Below are 20,881 nucleotides of genomic sequence, written 5' to 3'. Positions count from 1 at the left end.
CTGTAACACTTTTTAAAGTGATCTCCATCACAGTTTTATGGCGGCAAAAGCCGTGTGATAAAGCTCACACCCGTCGCATCTCTCCGGGCACGCCATTGAATGCCTGAAGGTTATGGAGCAGGAAACCTATGAATCAACTCTTCAGCTTAAAGAACAAACGCATTTTACTGACCGGCTCGGCGCAGGGTATTGGCTTTATCATGGCGCGTGGCCTGGCGGAACAGGGAGCGGAAATCATCATAAACGGCACGTCACATGAACGTGCGGAAAACGCCGCGATGAAATTACGCGATGAAGGTTATACCGCGCATGTGTCGGTCTTTAACGTTGCCGATGCGCCCGCCGTGGAGCAGGCGATCGATCATATTGAGCGCACCATTGGCCCGATTGACGTGTTATTCAATAACGCAGGTATTCAGCGCCGTCATCCTTTTACCGAGTTTCCATTGCAGGAATGGAACGACATTATCGCTACCAATCAGACCGGCGTGTTTGTGGTTTCCCAGTGCGTGGCAAAAAGGATGATGGGGCGACAGGCCGGGAAAATCGTTAACATCTGTTCCATGCAGAGCGAGCTGGGGCGCGACACCATTACCCCTTATGCCGCCGCCAAAGGCGCGGTCAAAATGTTGACGCGGGGCATGTGCGTTGAGCTGGCCCGTCACAATATTCAGGTCAACGGCATCGCACCGGGCTATTTCCAGACGCCGATGACGCAGGCGCTGGTGGATAATGAACAGTTCACCGACTGGCTGTGTAAACGCACGCCTGCCGCACGCTGGGGCAATCCGGAAGAGCTGGTTGGTGCGGCCGTATTCCTTTCGGCAAAAGCATCCGATTTTGTTAACGGTCATCTGCTGTTTGTGGATGGCGGCATGCTGGCGGCAGTTTGATAACGGAGGAAGATATGGCGGGACTTTGCATCATTTTAATGGGCATTTCCGGCACAGGAAAATCCCCGGTCGGCACGGCGCTGGCTAACTGCGTCAGCCTGTTACAGGCACCAGCCTCAAGGGCAGTGGGGACACGTGCGCCTTCAACGCGTGCAGCCTCTGCCCCTGCGGCAGCTTCAGGCCGGGAAGTATCGACATCAGCACCGGCAGTGACCCCCCTTCAGCCAGAAACGGAGCAGCGTTATGATCATTGATACCCTTACCCTTGCAGCACAAACCCGCTTTATCCGGCGGTGATCAGCCGTACTTTGCAGACCATTCAGCAACATAATCCGCAAACGCTGGCGGCGGGGAAATATGAAATTCAGGGCGAGGCGATTTTCTTTAACGTGATGGAAGGCGAAACGCGCGATATCAATGCCCGGCAGCCGGAATTTCACCGCCAGTATATTGATATTCATCTGGGTGCTGGCAGTGATCTTCCCGCTGGAGCTGCACCGCCCAATGTGTACGCAAGGTGTGCCGTCGCCGCTGCGTAAGATCATGTTGTGCCTGGCCTACAAGATCATTGCCTGGCGTACTGGACAGGCATTTTAGCAACAAAAATGCACCATCAGGCTTCGCGCCTGCCGAGCCAGCGCTCTTTAAGCAGCGACAAGCCAATGGCTGCATCCAGCACGGGCGACGGCGGCAGATAGCTGGCTTCGCCCAGTCCCAGCATGGGCGCAATCAGCGGGTTATCCTGACCCAACGCATAATCCGCCAGCAGCGATCCGGCAATGGTTTGCTTGGAAATGCCCGCGCCGTTGCAGCCGCTGGCGGTATAAAGCGCACGCCCGATCGCTCCCCATACCGGCGCGCCGTTTCGCGTTACGCTAATGGTGCCGGACCAGGTATGCGTAAACGCCACATCGGTAAGCTGCGGCCAGAGGCGATGAAGCATATTGCGATGCTGCAAGGTCGCCTGCCAGGTTTGGGTAGCGGTCACGCTGCCGCTCAGCGCGGGCGTAACATGCTGGCGGATCATTAAACGATGATCGTGCGTGTAGCGCACGCTGGCACCTGCAATCGCGTTGACCGGCGTCAGTCCCCAGCTTTGCATTGCGGGCAGGCGCTGACGCTGTTCTGCGCTGAGCGGTGCGGTAAGGCTGGCAAAGGTCGCCATTGCGGCCTGACGGCTGGTGACAGGAGAAAGCTCGCGGGAAAGGGCGTTGGTTGCCAGCATCACTTTAGGCGCGGTGATAATGCCGTGGGGCGTAATCACCCGCATCGGCTGGCCGTGCTCAATCTTCATAACCGGCGTGTTGTCATACAGCGTGACGTTATCTGGCAGACTCGCGGCCAGACCAAGGGTCAGGCTGGCCGGATTCACCAGAATCGCGCCGGGCGTATAAATGCCTTTTTGATAAAACCGGGTGCCCAGCGTTTGTGCCAGTTCGTTGGCATCAAGCATCTGATAGGTTTCACCCATCGCGTCCAGGTTATCGGTGTATTCCCGCAACAGGCGTTCATTGGTGGCATCAACCTGGCAGTGGTACTTGCCGACGTTTTCCCAGTCACAGGCGATCTTATGCTGCTCTACGATCGATGCCAGCTGCTGAATGCCTTCCTGTAACAGCGAGCGATAAGCCTGCGCTTTTTTTAATTCCGCCGTCGAGCTGCCAATATTGTGCGGCAGGCCAATAATAAAACCGGAATTCCTTGCGGAAGCGCTTTCGCCCGCGCATTCCGCATCAACCACCACAATATGCCAGTCAGGATGCAGGCTTGCCACCCGGCGGGCAAAAGCCAGCCCGGCAAAGCCGCAGCCGATGACTACCCAGTCTGCGGTAATATTCGCGCTTAATGCCGGATGGGGTTTGGCTTCTTTATTCAGCCAGCCGTTTTTATTTTGATTAAAGGGAAGGGTGGCGTATTTCATTATGTATCATCCTTGTTAAGCAGCAGTCCGTTTTAATTAACTTCGCCCGCGACGCGCTATTTCCGATTAGGTGCCGCTGGCGGGATAGTAGCACCGTCCGGGCTTTTGTGTCACCACACGCTCTTTTTTCCAACTTACATTTTATTTGGTAAAGCTTATCTTTTTTTCGCATTTGCCCTGCTTCTGCGGCTTCAGACAGAATGGCCGAAGCGCTAACCAACCTGCAACGCTTTCCGCCACCTTGTTGTGCGGCTTTTATTTTTTTCAGGAGAAAGGGTACCAATGAAAATATCTAAATGGCTGTTTCCGCTGCTGATGGCAGGAAGCTGTGTCGTCCAGGCCGCTGAACAGAATGTACCCACCTCCAGCACGCTGCATGTGACGGCTGACAGTCAGCTAAAAAGCCAGCTCCCGGCGGATATCGTGAAGCGCGGTTATCTCATCGCCGGCACCAACCCGAACACGCCGCCAACTACCTTTTATAAAGAAGATAACCGGACGCTGGCAGGACGTGAAATTGACGTGATGAACGCCGTTGGCGAACGGCTGGGGATTCCGGTGCACTGGCAGGATACCGGCGGCTTCGACAACATTATTCCAGGCCTGAAGTCGGGTCGCTACGACGTGGCGCTCTCTAATATCAACGCCACCAAAGCGCGCCTCTCGCAGGTCGATTTTATTGGCTATTTTAACGCGTCCCGCCTTGGGGTGATCGCCCGCAAAGAGGCCAACATTAAGCCTTTCACTTCTTTGCAGGACGTTTGCGGCCAGCAGATTGGCGGCGGGGCCGGAACCACTCAGCTTACGCGTCTGGACGAGGCGAGCAAGGCATGCGTGGCGGCAGGGAAACCTGCAATCAACGTCGCGGTCTTCCCGGATCGGCCAGCGGGCGTACAGGCCGTGGTCAGTGGCCGCGTGCCGATGTTCTTTGGCCCTTATGAAGGGCTGACTTACCAGGTCAGTCAGGTTCCTGCGCTGGTAATGCGCGGACAAATTCACGTGGATGATGCCCCGGTCTCGGTCGCCTTCGCGAAAGATTCACCGCTGGAACCCGCCGTACAGGCCGCGCTGAATTCGCTGATTAAAGATGGCAGCTATCAGAAAATCCTCGACCACTGGTCAATCGGTTACGGTGCGGTGACCGAAGCGCGACGCAATCAGGATATCTTCAAATGAAAGCAGAACAGGATCCCGATTCACTGCGCATTGTGAGTAAGCGCTACTACGGCCGCTGGATCAGCGCCCTGGTTGTGGTGCTGTTGCTGGCAGCGGCGGTCAATTCGATGGTGCAAAACCCGCGCTTTGAATGGCAGGTGATTGCCAACAGCTTTACCGAGCAGTCGATTATCGACGGCGTGCTGATGACGCTGCAACTGACGCTGATTTCGGTCGTGCTGGGCTTTACCGGCGGCACGGTGCTGGCGCTGATGCGCCTCTCTTCCAACCCGGTGCTGAGCAGCGTCAGCTGGGCTTATACATGGTTTTTCCGTGGTGTACCGATGCTGGTGCAGCTGTTTCTTTGGTACAACATCGCCGCGCTCTATCCCAACATTTCGCTATCGTTACCGGGCGTGGGTGAGCTGTGGAGCGCTTCCGCAAACGCGCTCATCAGCCCGTTTAGCGCCGCAGTCATTGCGCTGGTGATGCATCAGGCCGCGTATGCAGCGGAAATTGTGCGTGCCGGGATCCAGAGCGTGGGAAATGGTCAGCTTGAAGCAGCAAAAGCGCTGGGCTACCGCCCAACCGAAATTTTCCGCTATACCGTTCTGCCGCAGGCGATGCGCGCTATTTTGCCGCCCGCGGGTAACGAAATCATCGGCCAGCTAAAAACCACCGCGGTGGTGTCGGTGATCTCCTTACAGGATGTGCTGTTTTCCGCGCAGATTATCTATCAGCGCACCTATCAGGTGATCCCACTGCTGCTGGTCGCCACGCTGTGGTATCTGCTGCTGACCTCAGTGCTTTCCGTCGGACAGTACTATGTCGAGCGTTATTTCGCGCGAGGCGTCACCCGCCGCGAGAAGCGTGAATGGTTTAAGCGTACGCCTTTTGCAGTGGAAGAAGGGAGAGTGAGCAATGGCTGAAGCGATCGCATTGCGTAAAGTAACCAAACGCTTTTCCGGCGTGACTATCCTTGACGGGATCGATCTTGATATTCCGGCAGGCTCGGTCACTACCATTCTTGGCCCGTCCGGTTCGGGAAAATCGACGCTGCTGCGCTGCATCAATCATCTGGAAAAGCTGGATGGCGGCACCATCCGTATCGGTAACGATCTGGTTGGCTATCAGCAAAAAGGCCAGCTGCTGCATGAGTTAAACAGCAGGCAGATTGCCGCACAGCGTAGTCAGATTGGCATGGTGTTTCAGCAGTTCAATCTGTTCCCACACCGGACGATTTTGCAGAACATTATTGATGCGCCGATGCGGGTGAAAAAACTTTCCCGGCAGCAGGCGGAAGCGAAAGGGCGTGCGCTGCTGAAGCAGGTTGGGCTGAGCGGCCGCGAAAACGACTGGCCCTCGGAACTCTCTGGTGGCCAGCAGCAGCGCGTCGCCATTGCCCGTGCGCTGGCAATGGATCCGGAAGTGATGCTGTTCGATGAGCCGACGTCGGCGCTGGATCCTGAACTGGTTGGCGAAGTGCTTCAGGTGATCCAGAAGCTGGCGCACTCCGGCATCACCATGGTGATCGTCACGCACGAAATCGGCTTTGCCCGCGAAGTCGCCGACAATATCGTGTTTATGGAGGAGGGCCGAATCATTGCCAGTGGCCCTACGGCGCAGGTGCTGGATAGTGCGCAAAATCCTCGCGTAAAAAACTTTTTAGCCACGGTGCTTTAATCATCCTCTACTCATCAGGAAATTTTCCATGTCCGTGACCCGCGCGATGCACAGCTCACACTGGGGTGCGTTTAGCGCGCGCCGTGAAAACGATCGTCTGACCATCGTTCCCTTCAGCGGCGATCCCGATCCCAGCCCGCTGTTGCAGAATTTTGAAAATGTCCTGAGTCATCCTGTGCGGGTGGCAATGCCCTGCGTGCGTCGTGGCTGGCTGGAAAACGGCCCCGGTCCCGACGCGCGTCGTGGCGCGGATGAGTATATCGCTGTCAGTTGGGAAGACGCTTACGCGCTGGCCGCGAAGGAACTGAAGCGGGTCGCTGACGAAGGCGGCCCGGAAGCGGTATTTGGCGGATCCTATGGCTGGTCGAGCGCCGGACGTTTCCACCATGCGCAAAGCCAGGTGCATCGCTTTCTCAATACCACCATCGGCGGCTATGTTCGCTCGGTGAACAGCTACAGTTCCGGCGCGGCTTCAGTCATTCTGCCGCACATCGTTGGCGACATGAACGAGATCGCCCGTCGTGGCGTCAGCTGGAAGGAGATAGCTCAACATACGGAAGTCGTGCTCTCTTTTGGCGGCCTCGCATTGAAAAATTCCCAGGTCGCAAGTGGCGGATTGAGCGAGCACACCGAGCGAGGGTTTATGCAGCAGGCTGCGGCACGCGGCACAATGTTTATCTCAGTCAGTCCATTGCAAAGCGATTTACCGGAAGAGGCGCAGGGGGAATGGCTGGCGATATGTCCCGGCACCGATGCGGCGCTGATCCTGGCGCTGCTGAGTACGCTTTACCAGCGCGGCTGGAGTGATGAATCCTTCCTGGCCCGCTACTGCACAGGCTGGGAAACGCTGGTGGCTTACCTCAACGGCGAAGAAGATGGACAGGTGCGTGATGCGGCCTGGGCCGCAGCGATCTGCGGCATCACGGCGGAAAAGATCGAAGCGCTGGCGGAACAGCTGCACGGCAAACGGACGATTATCAGCGTGGCACACTCGCTTCAGCGCGCGGAGCATGGTGAACAGCCGGTCTGGCTCGGTCTGGTGCTGGCGGCAGCGCTGGGGCAGCCAGGCCTGCCCGGCGGCGGTTTTTCCTATGCGCTTGGTGCGCTGGGGCATTACGGCAAGCATCATAACCGCGTCAGCTTCCCCGCGTTGCCGCAGGGCAAAAACGGCATTGACCGGCTGATCCCGGTCGCCAGCATCGCCGATATGCTGCTGCATCCGGGCGAAAAATTTCACTATAACGGCCGCCATCTGACCTATCCCCATATCAAACTGGCGTGGTGGGCGGGCGGTAATCCTTTTCATCATCATCAGGATCTGGCGCGTCTGCGGCGGGCATTCAGCAAGCTTGATACGCTGATTGTGCATGAGGTGGCGTGGACCGCGACGGCCCGTCATGCGGATATTGTTTTTCCGGCCACGATGACGCTGGAGCGGGAAGACGTTGGCGGCGCACCAACGGATCGCCACCTGATAGCTATGCAGCCGGTGGCGCAGCCCTATGGCGAGGCAAAAGACGATTACACCATTTTCAGCGAACTCGCCCGGCGACTGGGGAAAGAGCAGGCTTTTACCGAGGGCCGCTCGGCAAGGCAGTGGCTGGCGCATCTTTATCAACAAATGCGGGCGAAATTGCAGGATATTGCAGTTAACGTGCCCGACTTTGAGGCTTTCTGGCAGCAAGGTGTACTGGCGCTGCCGCAAACCGAAGACGGCGGCAGGCTGCTGCGAAATTTCCGTGCCGATCCGCAGCATTCCCCTTTACCGACGCCGAGCGGAAAGATCGAAATCTACTCCGCACGGCTTGCCGGTTTTCACTACGCCGACTGCCCTGGTCATCCCGTCTGGCTGGAGCCGGTACAAAAACCGGATGACACGCACCCGTTCTGGCTGCTTGCCAATCAGCCCGCTTCCCGTCTTCACAGCCAGCTCGATTTTGGCCGCTACAGCGTGAGCCAGAAGCGTGAAGGCCGCGAAGTGTGCCGCATGCATCCAGATGACGCGCAGCAAAAGGGCATTGGTGAGGGTGATGTTGTCGAAATTTTTAATCAGCGAGGCTCGGTGCTGGCCTGTGTACAGCTGAGTCGGCAGGTGAGAACCGGCGTGGTACAGCTGCCTACCGGTGCCTGGTACGATCCGGTCGATCCGCTGGCTGACAAACCGCAGTGCCGGCACGGCAATCCCAATGTACTGACGCGGGATGCGGGAACCTCTTCCCTGAGCCAGGGTTGCACCGGGCAGATTACCGTTGTCCAGGTGCGGCGATACGACAGGGTAGCGCCAGCGGTGCAGGCATTTACGCCGCCGCGAATTTCTGGATTAAAGGAAGTACAGGCTCAGTGCAGCGGACGTAGCCTTTCGTCCAACAGCTTTATCAGCCCGGACAACGCATCCTGAGTCCGCAATTCGCACAGCGCAACGATATGCTGGCGCTCAGCAACGGAAGCGCCGGCCAGACAGCTTTGCAGTTTCTTAACCAAATCGACCGGCTTGCTAAGGCTTTGCTGGCGCGTCACGCGGCTGCCTGATGACTGTCCGTCAGCGAAAAAGAGCCTGACCTCGTGGAAGCGGGCGGAAGGATCGTGTTCATCCGGTGGCGCCGAGGGATCGGGACAACGTTCAACCCGTGCGGCCAGGGCGGCAATCTCTGGATTCATTGGGCCTTCCGCGACGTCTTCCAGCGCTACGCCGTCGTACAGCAGGCAGGAAGCAATCACGTATTCCAGACTGAAGCGCGCTTCGATACCGTTCGCCGGCTGACGGATGGCCGCAGCAATATCCCCCCCGGGCGGGAAAGCCACTTCGATACGGACAACGGCTTCCGCCAGCGAGTGCGATGAAGCGTGAGACGCCAGCCAGCGCTCACGCAGCTGGCGTGCAGCATCGGCCGCGCTGTGGGTGCCGCTACAGGTAGCATAAGGCTTGAATTCCAGCCCCGGCACCTCAATCCGCCACGGTGCTCCCCATTGGGCCACCAGACGATCCGGGTCGCTACCGGCACAGCATGCCGCTAAAAATCCGTCTATTACGCCCTGGCGCTGACCGTCAAAGCCTGCGAGCGCCAGCTTTGTCGCAAACACCGCCGCCTGCGCGGCCAGCCCGGCATGCAGCGGCTTTACCGCTGAACCAAACTGGGCGCGCAATCCGCTGGCCTGGGTCGCGGCAATGCCAAGCAGAATTTCTGTCTGAATAACGCTCGCTCCGCTCAGGCGCGCCATGGCCGCCGCCGCGGCCAACGTTCCGAGCGTCGCGGTATTATGGAATCCCTGCTGATAGTGGCGCTGGCCCGCCGCCAGGCCGAGCCTTCCTGCCGTCTCAACGCCAGTCACACAGGCATCCAGAAACGCGTCCGGCGTGCAGGGATGTTCTCCGGCAAAAGCCAGCAGGGCAGGCAGGATCACCGTGCCGGGATGGCCACGAAAATCGGGATGGAAATCATCAAAGTCGAGCGCGTGTCCGGCATAGCCCAACAGCAGCGCGCGCGTCTGGCTGTCGCGAGCGAAACAGACCGACTGAAGGGCCGCCAGGCCGCTGTCTGCCGTTTCACCGCGCAGTACCGGCAGCGTAACCGCAATAAAATCCAGCAGACCGGCGCGAGCGCGTTCCCGGGCTGCCGCCGTTGGCTGACTTTCCACAATCCGTGTTGCCAGCTCATGGGTAATATTCATTGTCTCTCCTGATTTCTCAGCGCTGCGCGAGCTGCTCCAGCGCCTTCACGGCGAGGTTGGCCAGATAATCCGCCGTAGGAAACAGCGCACGGTCATCAACACGGAACTCAGGATGATGCAGGGCGAACGGGCCGCCGGAGCCAATCATCAGAAACGCGCCGGGGAGCTGCTGCTGGTAAAAAGCAAAATCCTCGCCGATGGGGCTGGCTGCCACCCGCCTCGCTTCAAATCCTGCGGCAGGCGCCTGCTCAAGGGCGAAATCTACCCAGGCTTCATCATTGATAACCGACGGCGGCCCGGCCTGCCAGTCCAGCGCAATCTCTGCGGCAAACGCGGTGCCAAATCCGTTAAGCAGCTCGCGGAAGCGACGTTCAATCAGCTCGCGCGCCGACTGACTGAAAGTACGCACCGTGCCTTCCAGCCAGGCGCTGTCAGGGATCACGTTCCAGGTTGTGCCGCTGTGGATCTGGGTGATCGACAGCACGGCATTTTCAGCGGAAGGCAGGTTACGGGCGATCACCGTTTGCAGCGCGCCGATCAGTTGCCCGGCGATCACGATCGGATCGTTGCCATCATGCGGACGCGCAGCATGACTGCCGTTGCCGGTAACGGTAATGGTAAAGCGGTCTACGCCAGCGGTGAGCGGCCCGGCTTTACTGCCGACCACGCCAACCGGGAGCGTGGGGTCGTTATGGATGCCGAAAATCACGCTGGCGTCGTTCAGCGCGCCGGTTGCCAGCAAAGCGGGTGCGCCCAGGCCAATCTCTTCCGCGGCCTGAAACAGAATGCGTATCCGCCCCGGCAACGACGTCTCATTGCGCTTTAGCAGGATCGCCGCGCCCAGCGCCGCAGAAGCGTGAAAATCATGGCCGCAGGCATGCATCACGCCGGGGTTTTCAGAACTGAACGCGACGCCGGACTTCTCAGAAATGGGCAGCGCGTCAATATCGGAGCGCAGCACCACCAGCGGGCCCTCTGGCTTGCCAACTTCGGCCACCAGTCCGGTTGCCAGCGGTAGGTTAAGAATGCGGATTTGATGTTCATCCAGCACGGCACGCAGGCGGGCGGTGGTTTCAAACTCCTGATTGGACAATTCGGGATAGCGATGTAACTCCTGGCGAAAAGTCTGAATAAAATCGGCCAGTGGCCGTTGTTCTGCGGCTATCTTCATCGAATTTCCTGTTTCTGGCGGGCAAGCCACTGCGTATGCAGCGCCGCGTCGAGAATTTTTTTCATATACAGCGTGATATGCCCTTTACCGAGATCGGTCTCGTGCATGGGCTGAAAACCGCGTTGCAGATACATTTCCTTCAGCCAGGGATGACTGACCGCGGTACCCAGCGATACAGCGGGCGCTTTGAACTGGTCTCGCAGAATATGCTGCTCAACCCAGGCGAGCATTTTACGGCCGAGCTGTTGCCCCTGAAAATCGGGATCGCTGCCAAACCAGCCAATATGCGGCAGGCCAAACGGGCCGGGAAGCGGGCCCCACGGGTAACGAAGCGTCAGAGAACTGGCGAGGCGATCGCCGACAAACAGACCATAAACGCCATGCTGTTGCAGATGCTGGCTGACCTGCGCTAAATCGGCCGTTGCCGCATCAAAATGAATACCCATTTCACGAATGGGTGCATAGGCGTGCAGCATCAGGGATAAATAAGAATGGCGGTCGTCCAGCGTTAGCTGGCGAAAATGCAGGTTCATGCGGCTGTTCCCTGAATAACGGTAGAGCGATTTAATTCGCCGTTTTATCTCTCCTGAAAAATAATCATGCCGTGGAGAAAACGCGAACGGCAAGTGATTTATTGCTTTAGTTTTTATTGGCATAACGACTTGCTTATTTGTCAGAAAGGAACGGCAAAGCGTGATTGCTTCTGCACTTTTCTTTGTAGCATGATGAAAAAAAGCTTCCGTCTGAGCCGCTGGTCGATGAAAAGTTATTGCCGCTACGGTCCGGAATATTCCGCTTAATTAACAAAGGATGTGGCGTGTTTTCAATTAAATCTCCACGCAATTATTATCAGCTGGCCGGAATCAGATCGCAGGCTGGTGATTATCTTTCGCCGCTGTCGCAGCATATTTATATTATTTCCAGCACGCAGGCCTGGCAGGCGGTGAATCCTGAACTGGAAAAAAGTTTGCAGGCGGCGGGTATTCGTTACCGGCTTGCCCTGCTAACGACTGGCTGCACCGATGAGGTGACAGAACGCCTGACAGCGGAAGCGCAGCAGGAAGGTGCCAGCCTGATCCTCGGCGTGGGCGGTGGCCAGGTTCTGGACGTGGCGAAAGCCGTGGGGAATGCGCTGATCGATAACGCAAACGCCGCTGGCGACACGCAGGCTGGCATAGCCATCGTCACGATGCCGACGCTGGCCGCCACCTGCGCGGCCTGGTCGCCCGTCACCATTATTTATGACGAGAAGGGCGGCCATTTACGCAGCCAGCCGCTGGGCGTGATGCCGGAACTGGTGCTGGTCGACAGCGAGGTTATTGCGCGCAGCGACGTGCGCTATCTGAAAGCGGGCATCGTCGATGCCCTTGCCAAATGGTATGAGTTTCAGCCTTACCAGCAGCACAATCCCGACAGTCTCGCGCTGGATATGAAAGCGCTGGTCGCCCGTCGCGCAGTAGACGTCTTCCTGGCGCATGGCGCACAGGCGCTGGTGGATAATCAGCAGCAGCGGGTTTCCCCGGCGCTGGTCAAAACAATCGATGCCTGCATTGCTCTGGCCGGCATGGCTAACAGCCTGCGGGACAGTCTGCCAACGCCGGGTTTCGCTCATGCCATCCATAATCGGCTGACGCATCTGCCCGAGCTGCATGACTGGCTGCACGGCGAAAAGGTGGGTTTTAGCCTGCTGGTACAGTCGATTATGCAGCATCCCGACGGCAAGCCGGATGCAGAGCTGCTTGCCCTGCTGCGCCAGTACGATGCGCCGCTAACGCTCTCGCCCTTGACGGGGGAGAGGGGCGAGGCGATTCGCACCCTTGCGCACGGGATCAAATTTCCGCCCGCCTGCGCGGCGCGGCTGCCCTTTGAGATTTCCCCCCAGGCGCTGGAAAAAGCGCTGCTGGCGACGGAAATCGGCTAACTCTTTTGGCGTAATATCGCGCCGCAAATAATCCAGGACACTTTATGCCTTCATCAACTTCTGTACGCCAGCTGCGGCTGGGGCTGTTTGTTCAGCCACTGGGACACCATGTCAGCGGCTGGCGTCTTACCGAACGGCTCGGTTCACCGACCGACATTGACTGGCTGATTCAGATTGCCAAAAAGGCCGAAGCGGGCCTGTTCGATATGTTCTTTGTCGGCGATGCGCTGGCCACCAACGTTCACCGCTTGCCCTCGACGATGGCCCGGCTGGAGCCACTGACCCTGCTGTCCGCGCTGGCGGTTTCTACCCGCAACATCGGTCTGGCCGCGACGGCATCAACAACCTTCAGCGATCCGTTCACGCTGGCACGCAGCTTCTCTTCTCTCGATCATATCAGCCGTGGCCGTGCGGCCTGGAACGTTGTGACATCCTATTCCACTGACGTGGCGCGTAATTTCAGTCGTGAAGATATGCCGGGCCATGCCGATCGTTACGCCCGCGCCCGGGAATTTTTGGCAGTGACGTTCAGGCTGTGGGAAGGCTGGCAGGAAGGGGCTGTCGCGCCGGATGCCGCCACAGGCCGCTATTTTGTTGATGAGAAGATCCAGCCGGTTAACCACAAGGGCGACTACTACCAGGTGCAGGGGCCGCTGAATATTTCGCGATCGCCGCAGGGACGACCGGTGATTATCGAAGCGGGATCGTCAAACGACGGTCAGGCGCTGGCCGCCGCCACGGCGGAAGTGGTTTTTACCGCCTCGGCCAGCCTTGAAGAGGGGCAGGCTTTTTATCGTTCGCAGAAACAGCAGGCAACCGCCGCCGGACGCGATCCTCAGCATCTGCTGATCCTGCCGGGCGTGATGCCAATTGTTGGCCGCACGCGTGAAGACGCTCAGGCCACCTGGAAAAAATTGAATACGCTGGTGGATATTGAAAACGGTTTGCGCCAGCTTTCCGCCCGCTTCGGCAGGGATCTCAGCCAGCTTCCTCTGGACGGCCCGGTGCCGGATGTGCCAGAGGGCGAAGGCAACCAGAGCCGGGTCAGGCTGCTGGTCGATATGGCGAAACGGGACAATCTGACGCTGCGCGAGCTGGCTGCGGTGGCCGCAGGCTCCCGTGGGCATCGGGTGATTGTCGGCACGGCAGAAGAGATTGCTGATGATTTCCAGCAATGGCTTGAGCAGGAAGGTGCGGATGGTTTTAACATCATGCCCGCCATCATGCCGGAACAGCTGGATCTGTTTATTGAACTGGTGGTGCCGGAGTTACAGCGCCGTGGCTTGTTCCGTAAGGAGTATGAGTACACCACGCTGCGCGGCAATCTGGGACTGCCGGATTATCAATAATCTCCATCAGGCAGAATAACGAAAGGAGTGGCGGCTATCGTGACCATTGCGATGGTCAACACCGTACGGGCATGAGGATCGACAGCCGCCTGCGAATAAAAGAGCATGCAGGCGGAGCAAACCTGCATGCCGGACGCTTAGTACAGTTGGCGATAGAGTTCGGCAATGTCGGCCAGCGTGGCTTCTCTTGGGTTGCCGCCGGTGCAGACATCATCAAACGCGGCCTGAGCGAGTGCGGCAATATCTTCCTCTTTCATCCCCACATCACGCAGGCGCTCGGGAATGCCGACGTCGGCGGAAAGCTGCTTCACGGCCTGTACTGCCGCTTCACGCACGTCAGGCAGGCTCATGCCACAAATGTGCTTCACGCCCATCGCGCGGGCGATATCACGGTATTTCTCGCCGGTAAATTCGGCGTTCCAGGCCATCACGTGCGGCAGAATGATGGCGTTGGCAACACCATGCGGCACGTTATAAAAGGCGCCCAGCGGATGGGCCATCCCGTGTACGAGGCCAAGACCGACGTTAGAGAAGCCCATGCCGGCAATGTACTGGCCGAGCGCCATATCTTCCACGCCGCGAGCCTCACCCGCCACCGAAGCACGTAGCGAGCGGCTGATGATTTGGATAGCTTTCAGGTGGAGCGCATCGGTCAGTTCCCATGCGGCTTTCGTCGTCAAACCTTCAATTGCGTGCGTTAACGCATCGATCCCGGTGGCGGCTTTAAGCGACGGCGGCATGCTGGCCATCATCTCGGCATCAATAATCGCCACAATCGGAATGTCGTGCGGATCGACGCAGACGAATTTGCGGCGGTTTTCCTCATCGGTGATGACATAGTTAATGGTAACTTCGGCTGCCGTACCGGCCGTGGTAGGAATGGCAATAATCGGCACGCTGGGCTGACGCGTATTCGCCACGCCTTCCAGACTGCGTACGTCGGCAAATTCGGGGTTATTAATAATAATGCCGATGGCTTTTGCCGTGTCCTGCGGCGATCCGCCGCCGATGGCAATCAGATAATCCGCCGAAGCGGCTTTAAACGCGGCAATGCCGTTTTTTACGACAGTGATGGTGGGGTTAGGCACCACTTCGTCATAAATCACATAGGGCAGATTATGCTGTTCCAGCAGCGAGGTTACTTTTTCAATTACGCCCGCTTTGATCAGCGTTTTGTCCGTGACCAGCAACGCTTTTTGCAAACCTCGCTGGGCGACTTCATTCACGATTTGCGAGACAGATCCCGCGCCAAACCAGGACGTTTCGTTCAGTATCATTCTGTGCAACATCATATTCTCCGTTAGTGTGAATTTTCACAAAAAAAGTCCATTAGCGATTGTCACTGCTGGAAAATATGAGGAGGAATGGTGCGGGTCGTATTGATTAAGATCATTTATAGACGAGTCAGACGGAAAGATTCGATCGGGAAAAGATCTCAGGCCTGCCGGATAAGCCAGGTGCAGGATAATGTTAGCAATTGCCCACTCAGCGGTAGAGTGAGCGGGCAATGAGCGGCATCAATAAGCATGACAGGTGAAGTGGGTTGATGCGAACTCTGGGTAATAGCGGTGAGAAACGGCTTCATTAGCGTCGTTGTATATCTGCGCATCTGGTTGTGCAGTAACCTGCCTGGATGCTTCAGGCAGGCCTGGCCGAGAAACATTTTTTACCGCAAGTGGCTTTCTGGTTAAGCGAGGAGTTCTCGGCTCACGAGGAGTTCGCGGTTCACGAGGAGTTCGCGGTTCACGAGGAGTTCGCGGTTCGCGAGGCTCTCTCGGTTCAAGATTTTCTCGTGGCACCCTTGCGGGCCTCGGTTCTCTTGGTTCTCTTGGTTGCCGGGGTTTCCGCGGCGTTCCGGATTCTGGCGGTGAGCTCAATTTCATTATTCACTCATAATACTGGCGGCTAACTGCGCGCTGGCTGGGGTGTTGCCAATCAGCTCGGTCAGCAAATTATTTACGCCGTCGCTCATGGCGGTGAAGTGCGTTTGCGGCGAGCGGGTAACCACAATAAATACCCCGACGCTGTAGCGCGGCACCATTGCTATGTATGTGATAAAGCCGCCGCCGCCGCCTGTCTTCTGAATAATCCCAGGACGGCCGCCTTCCGGTGCCATATAGACCCAGCCCATCCCCAGCGCTGTCGCTTTGCCCGGTACGTCCATGCCATCGACTTTCGTCAGCTGGCTGCGCTGGTAAATCATGGTCTGAATACGGTCGGCCTGCGCAGAGCGAGCGTGAATGTCCGAGGAGAGGAACTGCTGCATCCAGCGACCCATATCATCCGGCGTGGAATAGACGCCACCGCTGCCAATCGCCGCCAGTGTGTTAGTACAGGGACTTGCCCCTTTTTGCGCCACCATCAGGCGCGAGCACTGCTCCGGCGAAGGCGTAAAGGTGGTGTCTTTCATTCCTAACGGACGGGTTATTTCACGTTGCAGCAGCGCGGGATAAGGCACGCCTGCGGCCCGTGACAGCGCATCGCCAAGCAGATCGAATGCCAGGTTGGAATAGGCCGCCTGCGTTCCCGGTGGCGCTTTCAGCTGCGCTTTCTGCAACCAGCTCCAGCGCTGGCTGGCAGTGGGCCAGACAAATACCGGACGGTTAGCTTTGCCGCCAGGCTGTTCGCGCGGTAAGCCGCTGGTGTGCGTCGCCAGATTAATCAGGCGGATGGTTTGCCCGGCATAGTTGGGAACGCGGCTGCCGGCGGGAGAGTATTTGCTCAGCGGATCGTCAAGCCGCACCACGCCCTGTTCGGACAGCTTGACCAGCATCTCGCTGGTCATCAGCTTGGTCAGCGAGGCGATACGGATTAACGAATCTTTTTGCGGCCTGACGCTGCTGCCCGGACGCACCGAACCCATGCTGGCAAAGACGCGCTGGTTGGCGTCAATCGCCACCATCGCCATGCCGGTGGCTTTGGTGTTGTAGTAGATGTTTTGCGCATAGCGATCGACAATTTGGGACGCGAGCAGCGGATCGGGAGCAACCTGTGCCGCTTGACCGCAGAGCGGCAGAACAGCGGCAAACAGAGCCAGCAAACGGTAAGCGGGTTTCAACGTACGTATATCCATCTGAATCGGCGTGTAAGGATTAACATCATAATCTGTTTCCGGCCGGGTAAAAAAGATCCCGGCCGGGTTTATTTCAGGGCGTTGGTACTATTTGCAGGCTGACCAGGCCGATGCCCAGTTTTCGTGCGGCAAAGCCATCGACAGCGCCTTCCGCCGTCTCTTCCGGCGCGGGTGGCACAATCTCAATGGTGCGGGCCTGTTGCGGATTGGTGAAGTGCAGCTTAACCGTGCTGTTGCTCGCCCCCAGCGTGACCGTCTGCGTCATATCACCAATCCTGATGCTTACCGGCCGCTGGCTGTTGGGGCCAAAAGCACGAGCGGTCAGGATCAGATCGAACGCCGCAGGCAGCGCTTGCAGATAATGTACGGTGACTACCGGCAGAAGATTGGCATCAGACCAGCGGCCACCCCACGGCTCGATAAAAGATAAGCCGGTAATTTTCTGCACCTGCTTTGGCAAGCCGGGCAGGGCAAAAAGGAGGGTGTCCGAGGTATATTTCAGGTCGTCGTCAGCGGTGCGTAACCGGGTAAGGGTACGCTGATAGCGATCGTCGCTGCCCTCGCCAACCTGCTTAAACGTTACCCGGCCGGAGAAGCTACCCGATTTAACCGGGGTAATGACTGGCGCAGAGTTAAGCGTGCCGTCAGCCACGCAAAGCTGGGTATTCAGCTCCAGTTTTTCATCCCAGACATCGCCCATTTTGAAGCAGCGATCGATCCAGACGAACTTTTCGTCCGGAGCAAAATTCGACAGCTGCTGTTTGAGCGGGGGGGCCATATAAACATCAAACTTCGGCTCGATTTTACCTGGCTTTACCGACAACAGCAGCGGCAGTTTGAAATCTACGCCAGCAAAGCTGAAGGTGTTTTTAGCCGTATCAATTTTATAATCGGAAATCGCCTTCGGGAAATTCCACAGCTTAATGACGTCTGGCTTCCACTCTTCTATCTTTTCTTTAATATTCAGATACGTGGCTGAAAGAGAAGAAGAGGAAAGGCTGCTGCGGCCCAGGCCGATAAAGTTATCACCCCCCATCGCATCCAGCACCGTTGCGCCATTATCCAGCGTACTGCGCTTCACCGGGATCGCTTTGCTGGTGGCCTCATCGCCACGGATCATAAAGAACAGATCGCTACGGTCGTGCTGATTAAGCGCCTGATAAGCGGTGTTGTTCATCGCCAAATGGTCAGAGCTGACCACGATAAGGGTATTTTTGAACCAGGGCGTGGCCTGAATACGCGTAATCAGCCGGGCGATATGCTCCTGGCTACAGGCGACGGCAGCAAAGGATTTATTGTTCTTGCCTTGCCAGAGATAGCTTTTGCGCTGGCAGCTGCGGGAAATAAACCCGTCCGGGTGATGTGTATCTACCGTTAGCGCAAACAGCGAAAAAGGCTGCTGTTTCTGCGACAGCTCAACGTATTTATTAAAGACGACATCCAGCACGGTATCGTCGTACCAGCCCCAGTCATTGCGATAGCTGGGATCTTTAACGATGCTTTTCAGTTCGTTAAAGCCATATAAATGATCAAAGCCGTGCGAAGAGAGGAACAGATCTTTCCCGGCAAAGCTCAGGTTGGCACCCTGATAAAAATAGTTCTGGTAGCCCGCCGCTTTCAGGATGTCGCCCAGGCAGATGTTTTGCGGATAAAAGGTCGACAGCGAGCTGGAGGCATTACCGTCAAAAGGCGCAAACAGCGGAATGCCACACTGGGAAGCGACCATGCCCGCAATCGTATATTCAGTGCCCGGAAGCTGCGCTGTGTTACTGAAATCCAGGGCGTTGTTTTTTATTTCACTCAGCTCCGGTGCCAGCTTTGGAAAGGCTTGTTCATTAAAATATGTGCGCTCCAGGCTTTCGGCATAGATATAAATCAGGTTGGGTTTATTACCGTGAAGCTGCGTTCCCGGCACTTTGTAATGGCTGTAAAAATCGGAATCGCCTCTGGCGACCTGGGATTTGATCAGGCTGGCAACCTGCTGATAAGCAGGCGTGGTTTTAATTGAGGCGAGCGCCAGCAGAACGGCCAGCAGGCTGTATAACTTATTGCCGCTGTGACGTTTGCGCAGGCGCAAAAGCCAGGCAAGAAGGCCGAAAAGAGCGATTAATCCCACGCCAAGCCCCGCCGCCGGCAGCAGATATTTGCTGACGCCCGCGCCGCTAAGGCTGCTGGTAATCGTATAAATGACCGCATCATTTATGCCTTCGCCGGTAAAATAATTACTTGCCAGCAGGGAAGCATTCAAAACGAGGTAGACCCCGAGCAGCAGCAAAATCGCGGTGAACCAGAGTTTATTTTTCCCGGCTTTCCAGGTGTAAAGCGCAACGGAAGCAATAAATAAAAGCAGTGACAGTAATTCCGAACCCATTGGTGTTATTTATCCTCGCAGAACGCAATCCCGGCTGAGACCTGTAATCAACCTGATGCAGCGAATTATCGCTGGCAACGGTTTGACAGGACAGAAAAAGGGTCACAGTAACAGAGCTGATGTCGTGTCGTTTATCTTTCGTTTAATTTTGCTTTTTTTACCACGAGGGAGCGGGGAGGCGTATAAGGGTAAAAAAGCTTGTTGTTATATTGATGTTAAGTCAAATGTAAACGAAATAACGTTAACTGCGGCAGAAGGTGAAAAAACAGGCGATTGATTTATGCCAGACGGCTTAACACAAATTAAGCGAAAAACACCGCTATTTATGTCTAAATATTACAAAATACACATTTTGTTAAATAAATATTAGGATAATTCTTATGAAAGCGCGGTGAAATCAGGCGGCATTTCGCATTTCTCACGTTACTATCTCTGCAAATATTTTTCTGACAAATCTTTACAGGGATCTACAATGTTAACAAAGATGCGCATTTTAAGTCAGGCCGTTGGTCTGGCGTTAGTGGCAGGCAGTGCCTCTTTTGCAGCACATGCTGAAGTCACCGTCCTTAAGGCAAATCCTCAGGCTGGCGATCCGCTGAGCCGTCTTAATTTCACCGTTGGCGGCAGTATCCGTCCTCAGTTCAATAACCTGACCGGCAAAGATGGCAGCAATGCTTATCGTCGCAACGGCTTTGACGGCGGTACGCGTTTCCGCTTCCTGGCCGATTATTATCTGTTTGATGACGTTAGCTGGGTAGGTTATTACGAAGTAGGCGTAGATATCCCTGAAGCATTTAACTGGGACAACCATCGTGCGGCAAAAGCGCACAATACCAGCCGCCGTATGCTGTATACCGGTTTCCAGAGCAAGACCTGGGGTAAACTGACCTTTGGTCAGCAGAACAGCGTCTATTACGATGTGGTCGGTGCTAAAACCGATATCTGGGACTACGACATGCTGGCCCAGGCGCCAGGCAACGGTATCAAGGGCGATTACGATGGCTCTTATCGTTCACGTAAAATGCTGAAGTACAAGAATACCTTTGGCAACGCCGACGTGCTGGCTTCTTATCTTTTTTCTGACAGCGAGTTCTTACCAGGCAATGGCCTGCGCTACAAGCGTCAGGGCGGCGGCTCACTGGGCGTAGATTATCATCTGTCGAAAGATCTGACCTGGGGCACGGCGTGGAACTATACCCGTGCAGATATGCGTAACCCTGGCAACAACGACAGCAAGAGCTGGGATCAGAACATTTATGGTACGTCACTCAGCTGGAAACCAGACAACTGGACCTTCAGCTTCGGCGGCGGTTATTACCAGAACTTCCTGACCAGCAAAAAAGTTGACGTGAATAAATACTTTGCCGGGGATGCCTGGGGTATTGAATATTTGGCCGGTTACACCATTCCGGTTGCTCAGTACGGGCTGAAAACCTTTATGCCTTACGTAATGGGCGACCGCCTGGAGTACGTGAACGATCGTGATTACCAGCGTATCGATAACGGCGTGGGGATTACCTTCCAGCTGGATTATGGCTTCCGCGTCGATTACGAACACGTCTTCACTTCAAGCTCCGATAACCTGGGTGATATGAACCTGGTGCGTCTGCGCTGGGACTTCTGATAAATAACGCTCCCTGGCGCAGGCCGGGGAGCGTTTTCTTATCAATAAAGA

Annotated in this window: 17 protein-coding genes; 10 read left to right on the top strand and 7 right to left on the bottom strand. The window is 56.4% G+C overall.

Features of this window, described 5'->3' with window-relative positions:
• Positions 1-128: 128 nt before the first annotated feature.
• The 3 genes from idnO to AAGQ96_RS18495 are packed head-to-tail and all read left to right on the top strand — an operon-like array spanning position 129 to position 1,432.
• Complete coding sequence (idnO, locus tag AAGQ96_RS18505; RefSeq protein ID WP_342754279.1) at positions 129-893, top strand: gluconate 5-dehydrogenase; 765 nt, start codon at positions 129-131, stop codon at positions 891-893.
• A gap of 14 nt (positions 894-907) precedes the next feature.
• Entirely contained in the window at positions 908-1,147 is a 240-nt protein-coding gene (locus AAGQ96_RS18500) for a hypothetical protein (RefSeq protein ID WP_342754278.1), read from the top strand.
• Between the two features lie 39 nt (positions 1,148-1,186).
• Positions 1,187-1,432 (top strand): YhcH/YjgK/YiaL family protein, encoded by a 246-nt coding sequence (locus AAGQ96_RS18495; RefSeq protein ID WP_342754277.1) that lies wholly within the window; start codon positions 1,187-1,189, stop codon positions 1,430-1,432.
• A gap of 74 nt (positions 1,433-1,506) precedes the next feature.
• Here the strand turns inward: AAGQ96_RS18495 and AAGQ96_RS18490 are convergent, their stop codons facing one another.
• Positions 1,507-2,814 (bottom strand): FAD-binding oxidoreductase, encoded by a 1,308-nt coding sequence (locus tag AAGQ96_RS18490; protein ID WP_342754276.1) that lies wholly within the window; start codon positions 2,812-2,814, stop codon positions 1,507-1,509.
• Between the two features lie 282 nt (positions 2,815-3,096).
• Here AAGQ96_RS18490 and AAGQ96_RS18485 point away from each other — a divergent pair, with 282 nt between their 5' ends.
• From AAGQ96_RS18485 to AAGQ96_RS18470, 4 genes are read left to right on the top strand one after another with little or no spacing between them, the layout of a single operon-like run.
• Positions 3,097-3,990, top strand: coding sequence for an ABC transporter substrate-binding protein (locus AAGQ96_RS18485; protein WP_147199915.1), 894 nt, complete (start codon positions 3,097-3,099; stop codon positions 3,988-3,990).
• The gene (locus AAGQ96_RS18480; protein ID WP_147199914.1) at positions 3,987-4,898 is read left to right on the top strand and encodes an amino acid ABC transporter permease; all 912 of its coding nucleotides are present in this window, start codon (positions 3,987-3,989) and stop codon (positions 4,896-4,898) included. The genes AAGQ96_RS18485 and AAGQ96_RS18480 overlap by 4 nt, the downstream gene beginning before the upstream one ends.
• The gene (locus tag AAGQ96_RS18475; protein WP_342754275.1) at positions 4,891-5,652 is read left to right on the top strand and encodes an amino acid ABC transporter ATP-binding protein; all 762 of its coding nucleotides are present in this window, start codon (positions 4,891-4,893) and stop codon (positions 5,650-5,652) included. The genes AAGQ96_RS18480 and AAGQ96_RS18475 overlap by 8 nt, the downstream gene beginning before the upstream one ends.
• A gap of 28 nt (positions 5,653-5,680) precedes the next feature.
• Complete coding sequence (locus AAGQ96_RS18470; RefSeq protein ID WP_342754273.1) at positions 5,681-8,050, top strand: molybdopterin-dependent oxidoreductase; 2,370 nt, start codon at positions 5,681-5,683, stop codon at positions 8,048-8,050.
• Here the strand turns inward: AAGQ96_RS18470 and AAGQ96_RS18465 are convergent.
• The 3 genes from AAGQ96_RS18465 to AAGQ96_RS18455 are packed head-to-tail and all read right to left on the bottom strand — an operon-like array spanning position 7,990 to position 11,025.
• On the bottom strand, positions 7,990-9,321 hold the full coding sequence (locus AAGQ96_RS18465) for an MmgE/PrpD family protein (RefSeq protein WP_342754272.1): 1,332 nt from the start codon (positions 9,319-9,321) through the stop codon (positions 7,990-7,992). The two genes, AAGQ96_RS18470 and AAGQ96_RS18465, sit on opposite strands and share 61 nt — an antisense overlap.
• Positions 9,322-9,337: 16 nt before the next feature.
• Positions 9,338-10,492, bottom strand: coding sequence for an amidohydrolase (locus AAGQ96_RS18460; RefSeq protein WP_342754271.1), 1,155 nt, complete (start codon positions 10,490-10,492; stop codon positions 9,338-9,340).
• Positions 10,489-11,025, bottom strand: a complete 537-nt coding sequence (locus tag AAGQ96_RS18455; RefSeq protein WP_342754270.1) for a GNAT family N-acetyltransferase — start codon at positions 11,023-11,025, stop codon at positions 10,489-10,491. The genes AAGQ96_RS18460 and AAGQ96_RS18455 overlap by 4 nt, the downstream gene beginning before the upstream one ends.
• A 284-nt stretch (positions 11,026-11,309) precedes the next feature.
• On the opposite strand from AAGQ96_RS18455, the gene AAGQ96_RS18450 reads away from it, so the two are divergent.
• Both AAGQ96_RS18450 and AAGQ96_RS18445 read left to right on the top strand, forming a co-directional pair.
• Positions 11,310-12,413, top strand: coding sequence for an iron-containing alcohol dehydrogenase family protein (locus AAGQ96_RS18450; protein WP_342754269.1), 1,104 nt, complete (start codon positions 11,310-11,312; stop codon positions 12,411-12,413).
• Between the two features lie 44 nt (positions 12,414-12,457).
• On the top strand, positions 12,458-13,762 hold the full coding sequence (locus AAGQ96_RS18445) for an LLM class flavin-dependent oxidoreductase (protein WP_342754268.1): 1,305 nt from the start codon (positions 12,458-12,460) through the stop codon (positions 13,760-13,762).
• A 137-nt stretch (positions 13,763-13,899) separates the two neighbouring features.
• On the opposite strand, the gene fucO is transcribed toward AAGQ96_RS18445, so the two are convergent.
• The 3 genes from fucO to opgB all read right to left on the bottom strand — a co-directional run bounded on the left by fucO (position 13,900) and on the right by opgB (position 19,206).
• Positions 13,900-15,051, bottom strand: coding sequence for a lactaldehyde reductase (fucO, locus tag AAGQ96_RS18440; RefSeq protein WP_147200684.1), 1,152 nt, complete (start codon positions 15,049-15,051; stop codon positions 13,900-13,902).
• A gap of 593 nt (positions 15,052-15,644) precedes the next feature.
• Positions 15,645-16,835 carry a D-alanyl-D-alanine-carboxypeptidase/endopeptidase AmpH gene (gene ampH, locus AAGQ96_RS18435; RefSeq protein WP_147199907.1) on the bottom strand — a complete coding sequence of 397 codons (1,191 nt, stop codon included), beginning with the start codon at positions 16,833-16,835 and terminating at the stop codon, positions 15,645-15,647.
• A gap of 73 nt (positions 16,836-16,908) precedes the next feature.
• On the bottom strand, positions 16,909-19,206 hold the full coding sequence (opgB, locus tag AAGQ96_RS18430) for a phosphatidylglycerol--membrane-oligosaccharide glycerophosphotransferase (RefSeq protein ID WP_342754267.1): 2,298 nt from the start codon (positions 19,204-19,206) through the stop codon (positions 16,909-16,911).
• Positions 19,207-19,678: 472 nt separating this feature from the next.
• Here opgB and AAGQ96_RS18425 point away from each other — a divergent pair, with 472 nt between their 5' ends.
• Positions 19,679-20,830, top strand: coding sequence for an autotransporter domain-containing protein (locus AAGQ96_RS18425; protein ID WP_147199905.1), 1,152 nt, complete (start codon positions 19,679-19,681; stop codon positions 20,828-20,830).
• Positions 20,831-20,881 lie beyond the last annotated feature (51 nt).

The sequence above is a fragment of the Pantoea sp. MBD-2R genome (assembly GCF_039134845.1).
Taxonomy (GTDB): Bacteria; Pseudomonadota; Gammaproteobacteria; order Enterobacterales; family Enterobacteriaceae; genus Erwinia.
Note: the sequence above shows the minus strand (reverse complement) of the source record. Positions and strands in the feature narration are given on the sequence as shown.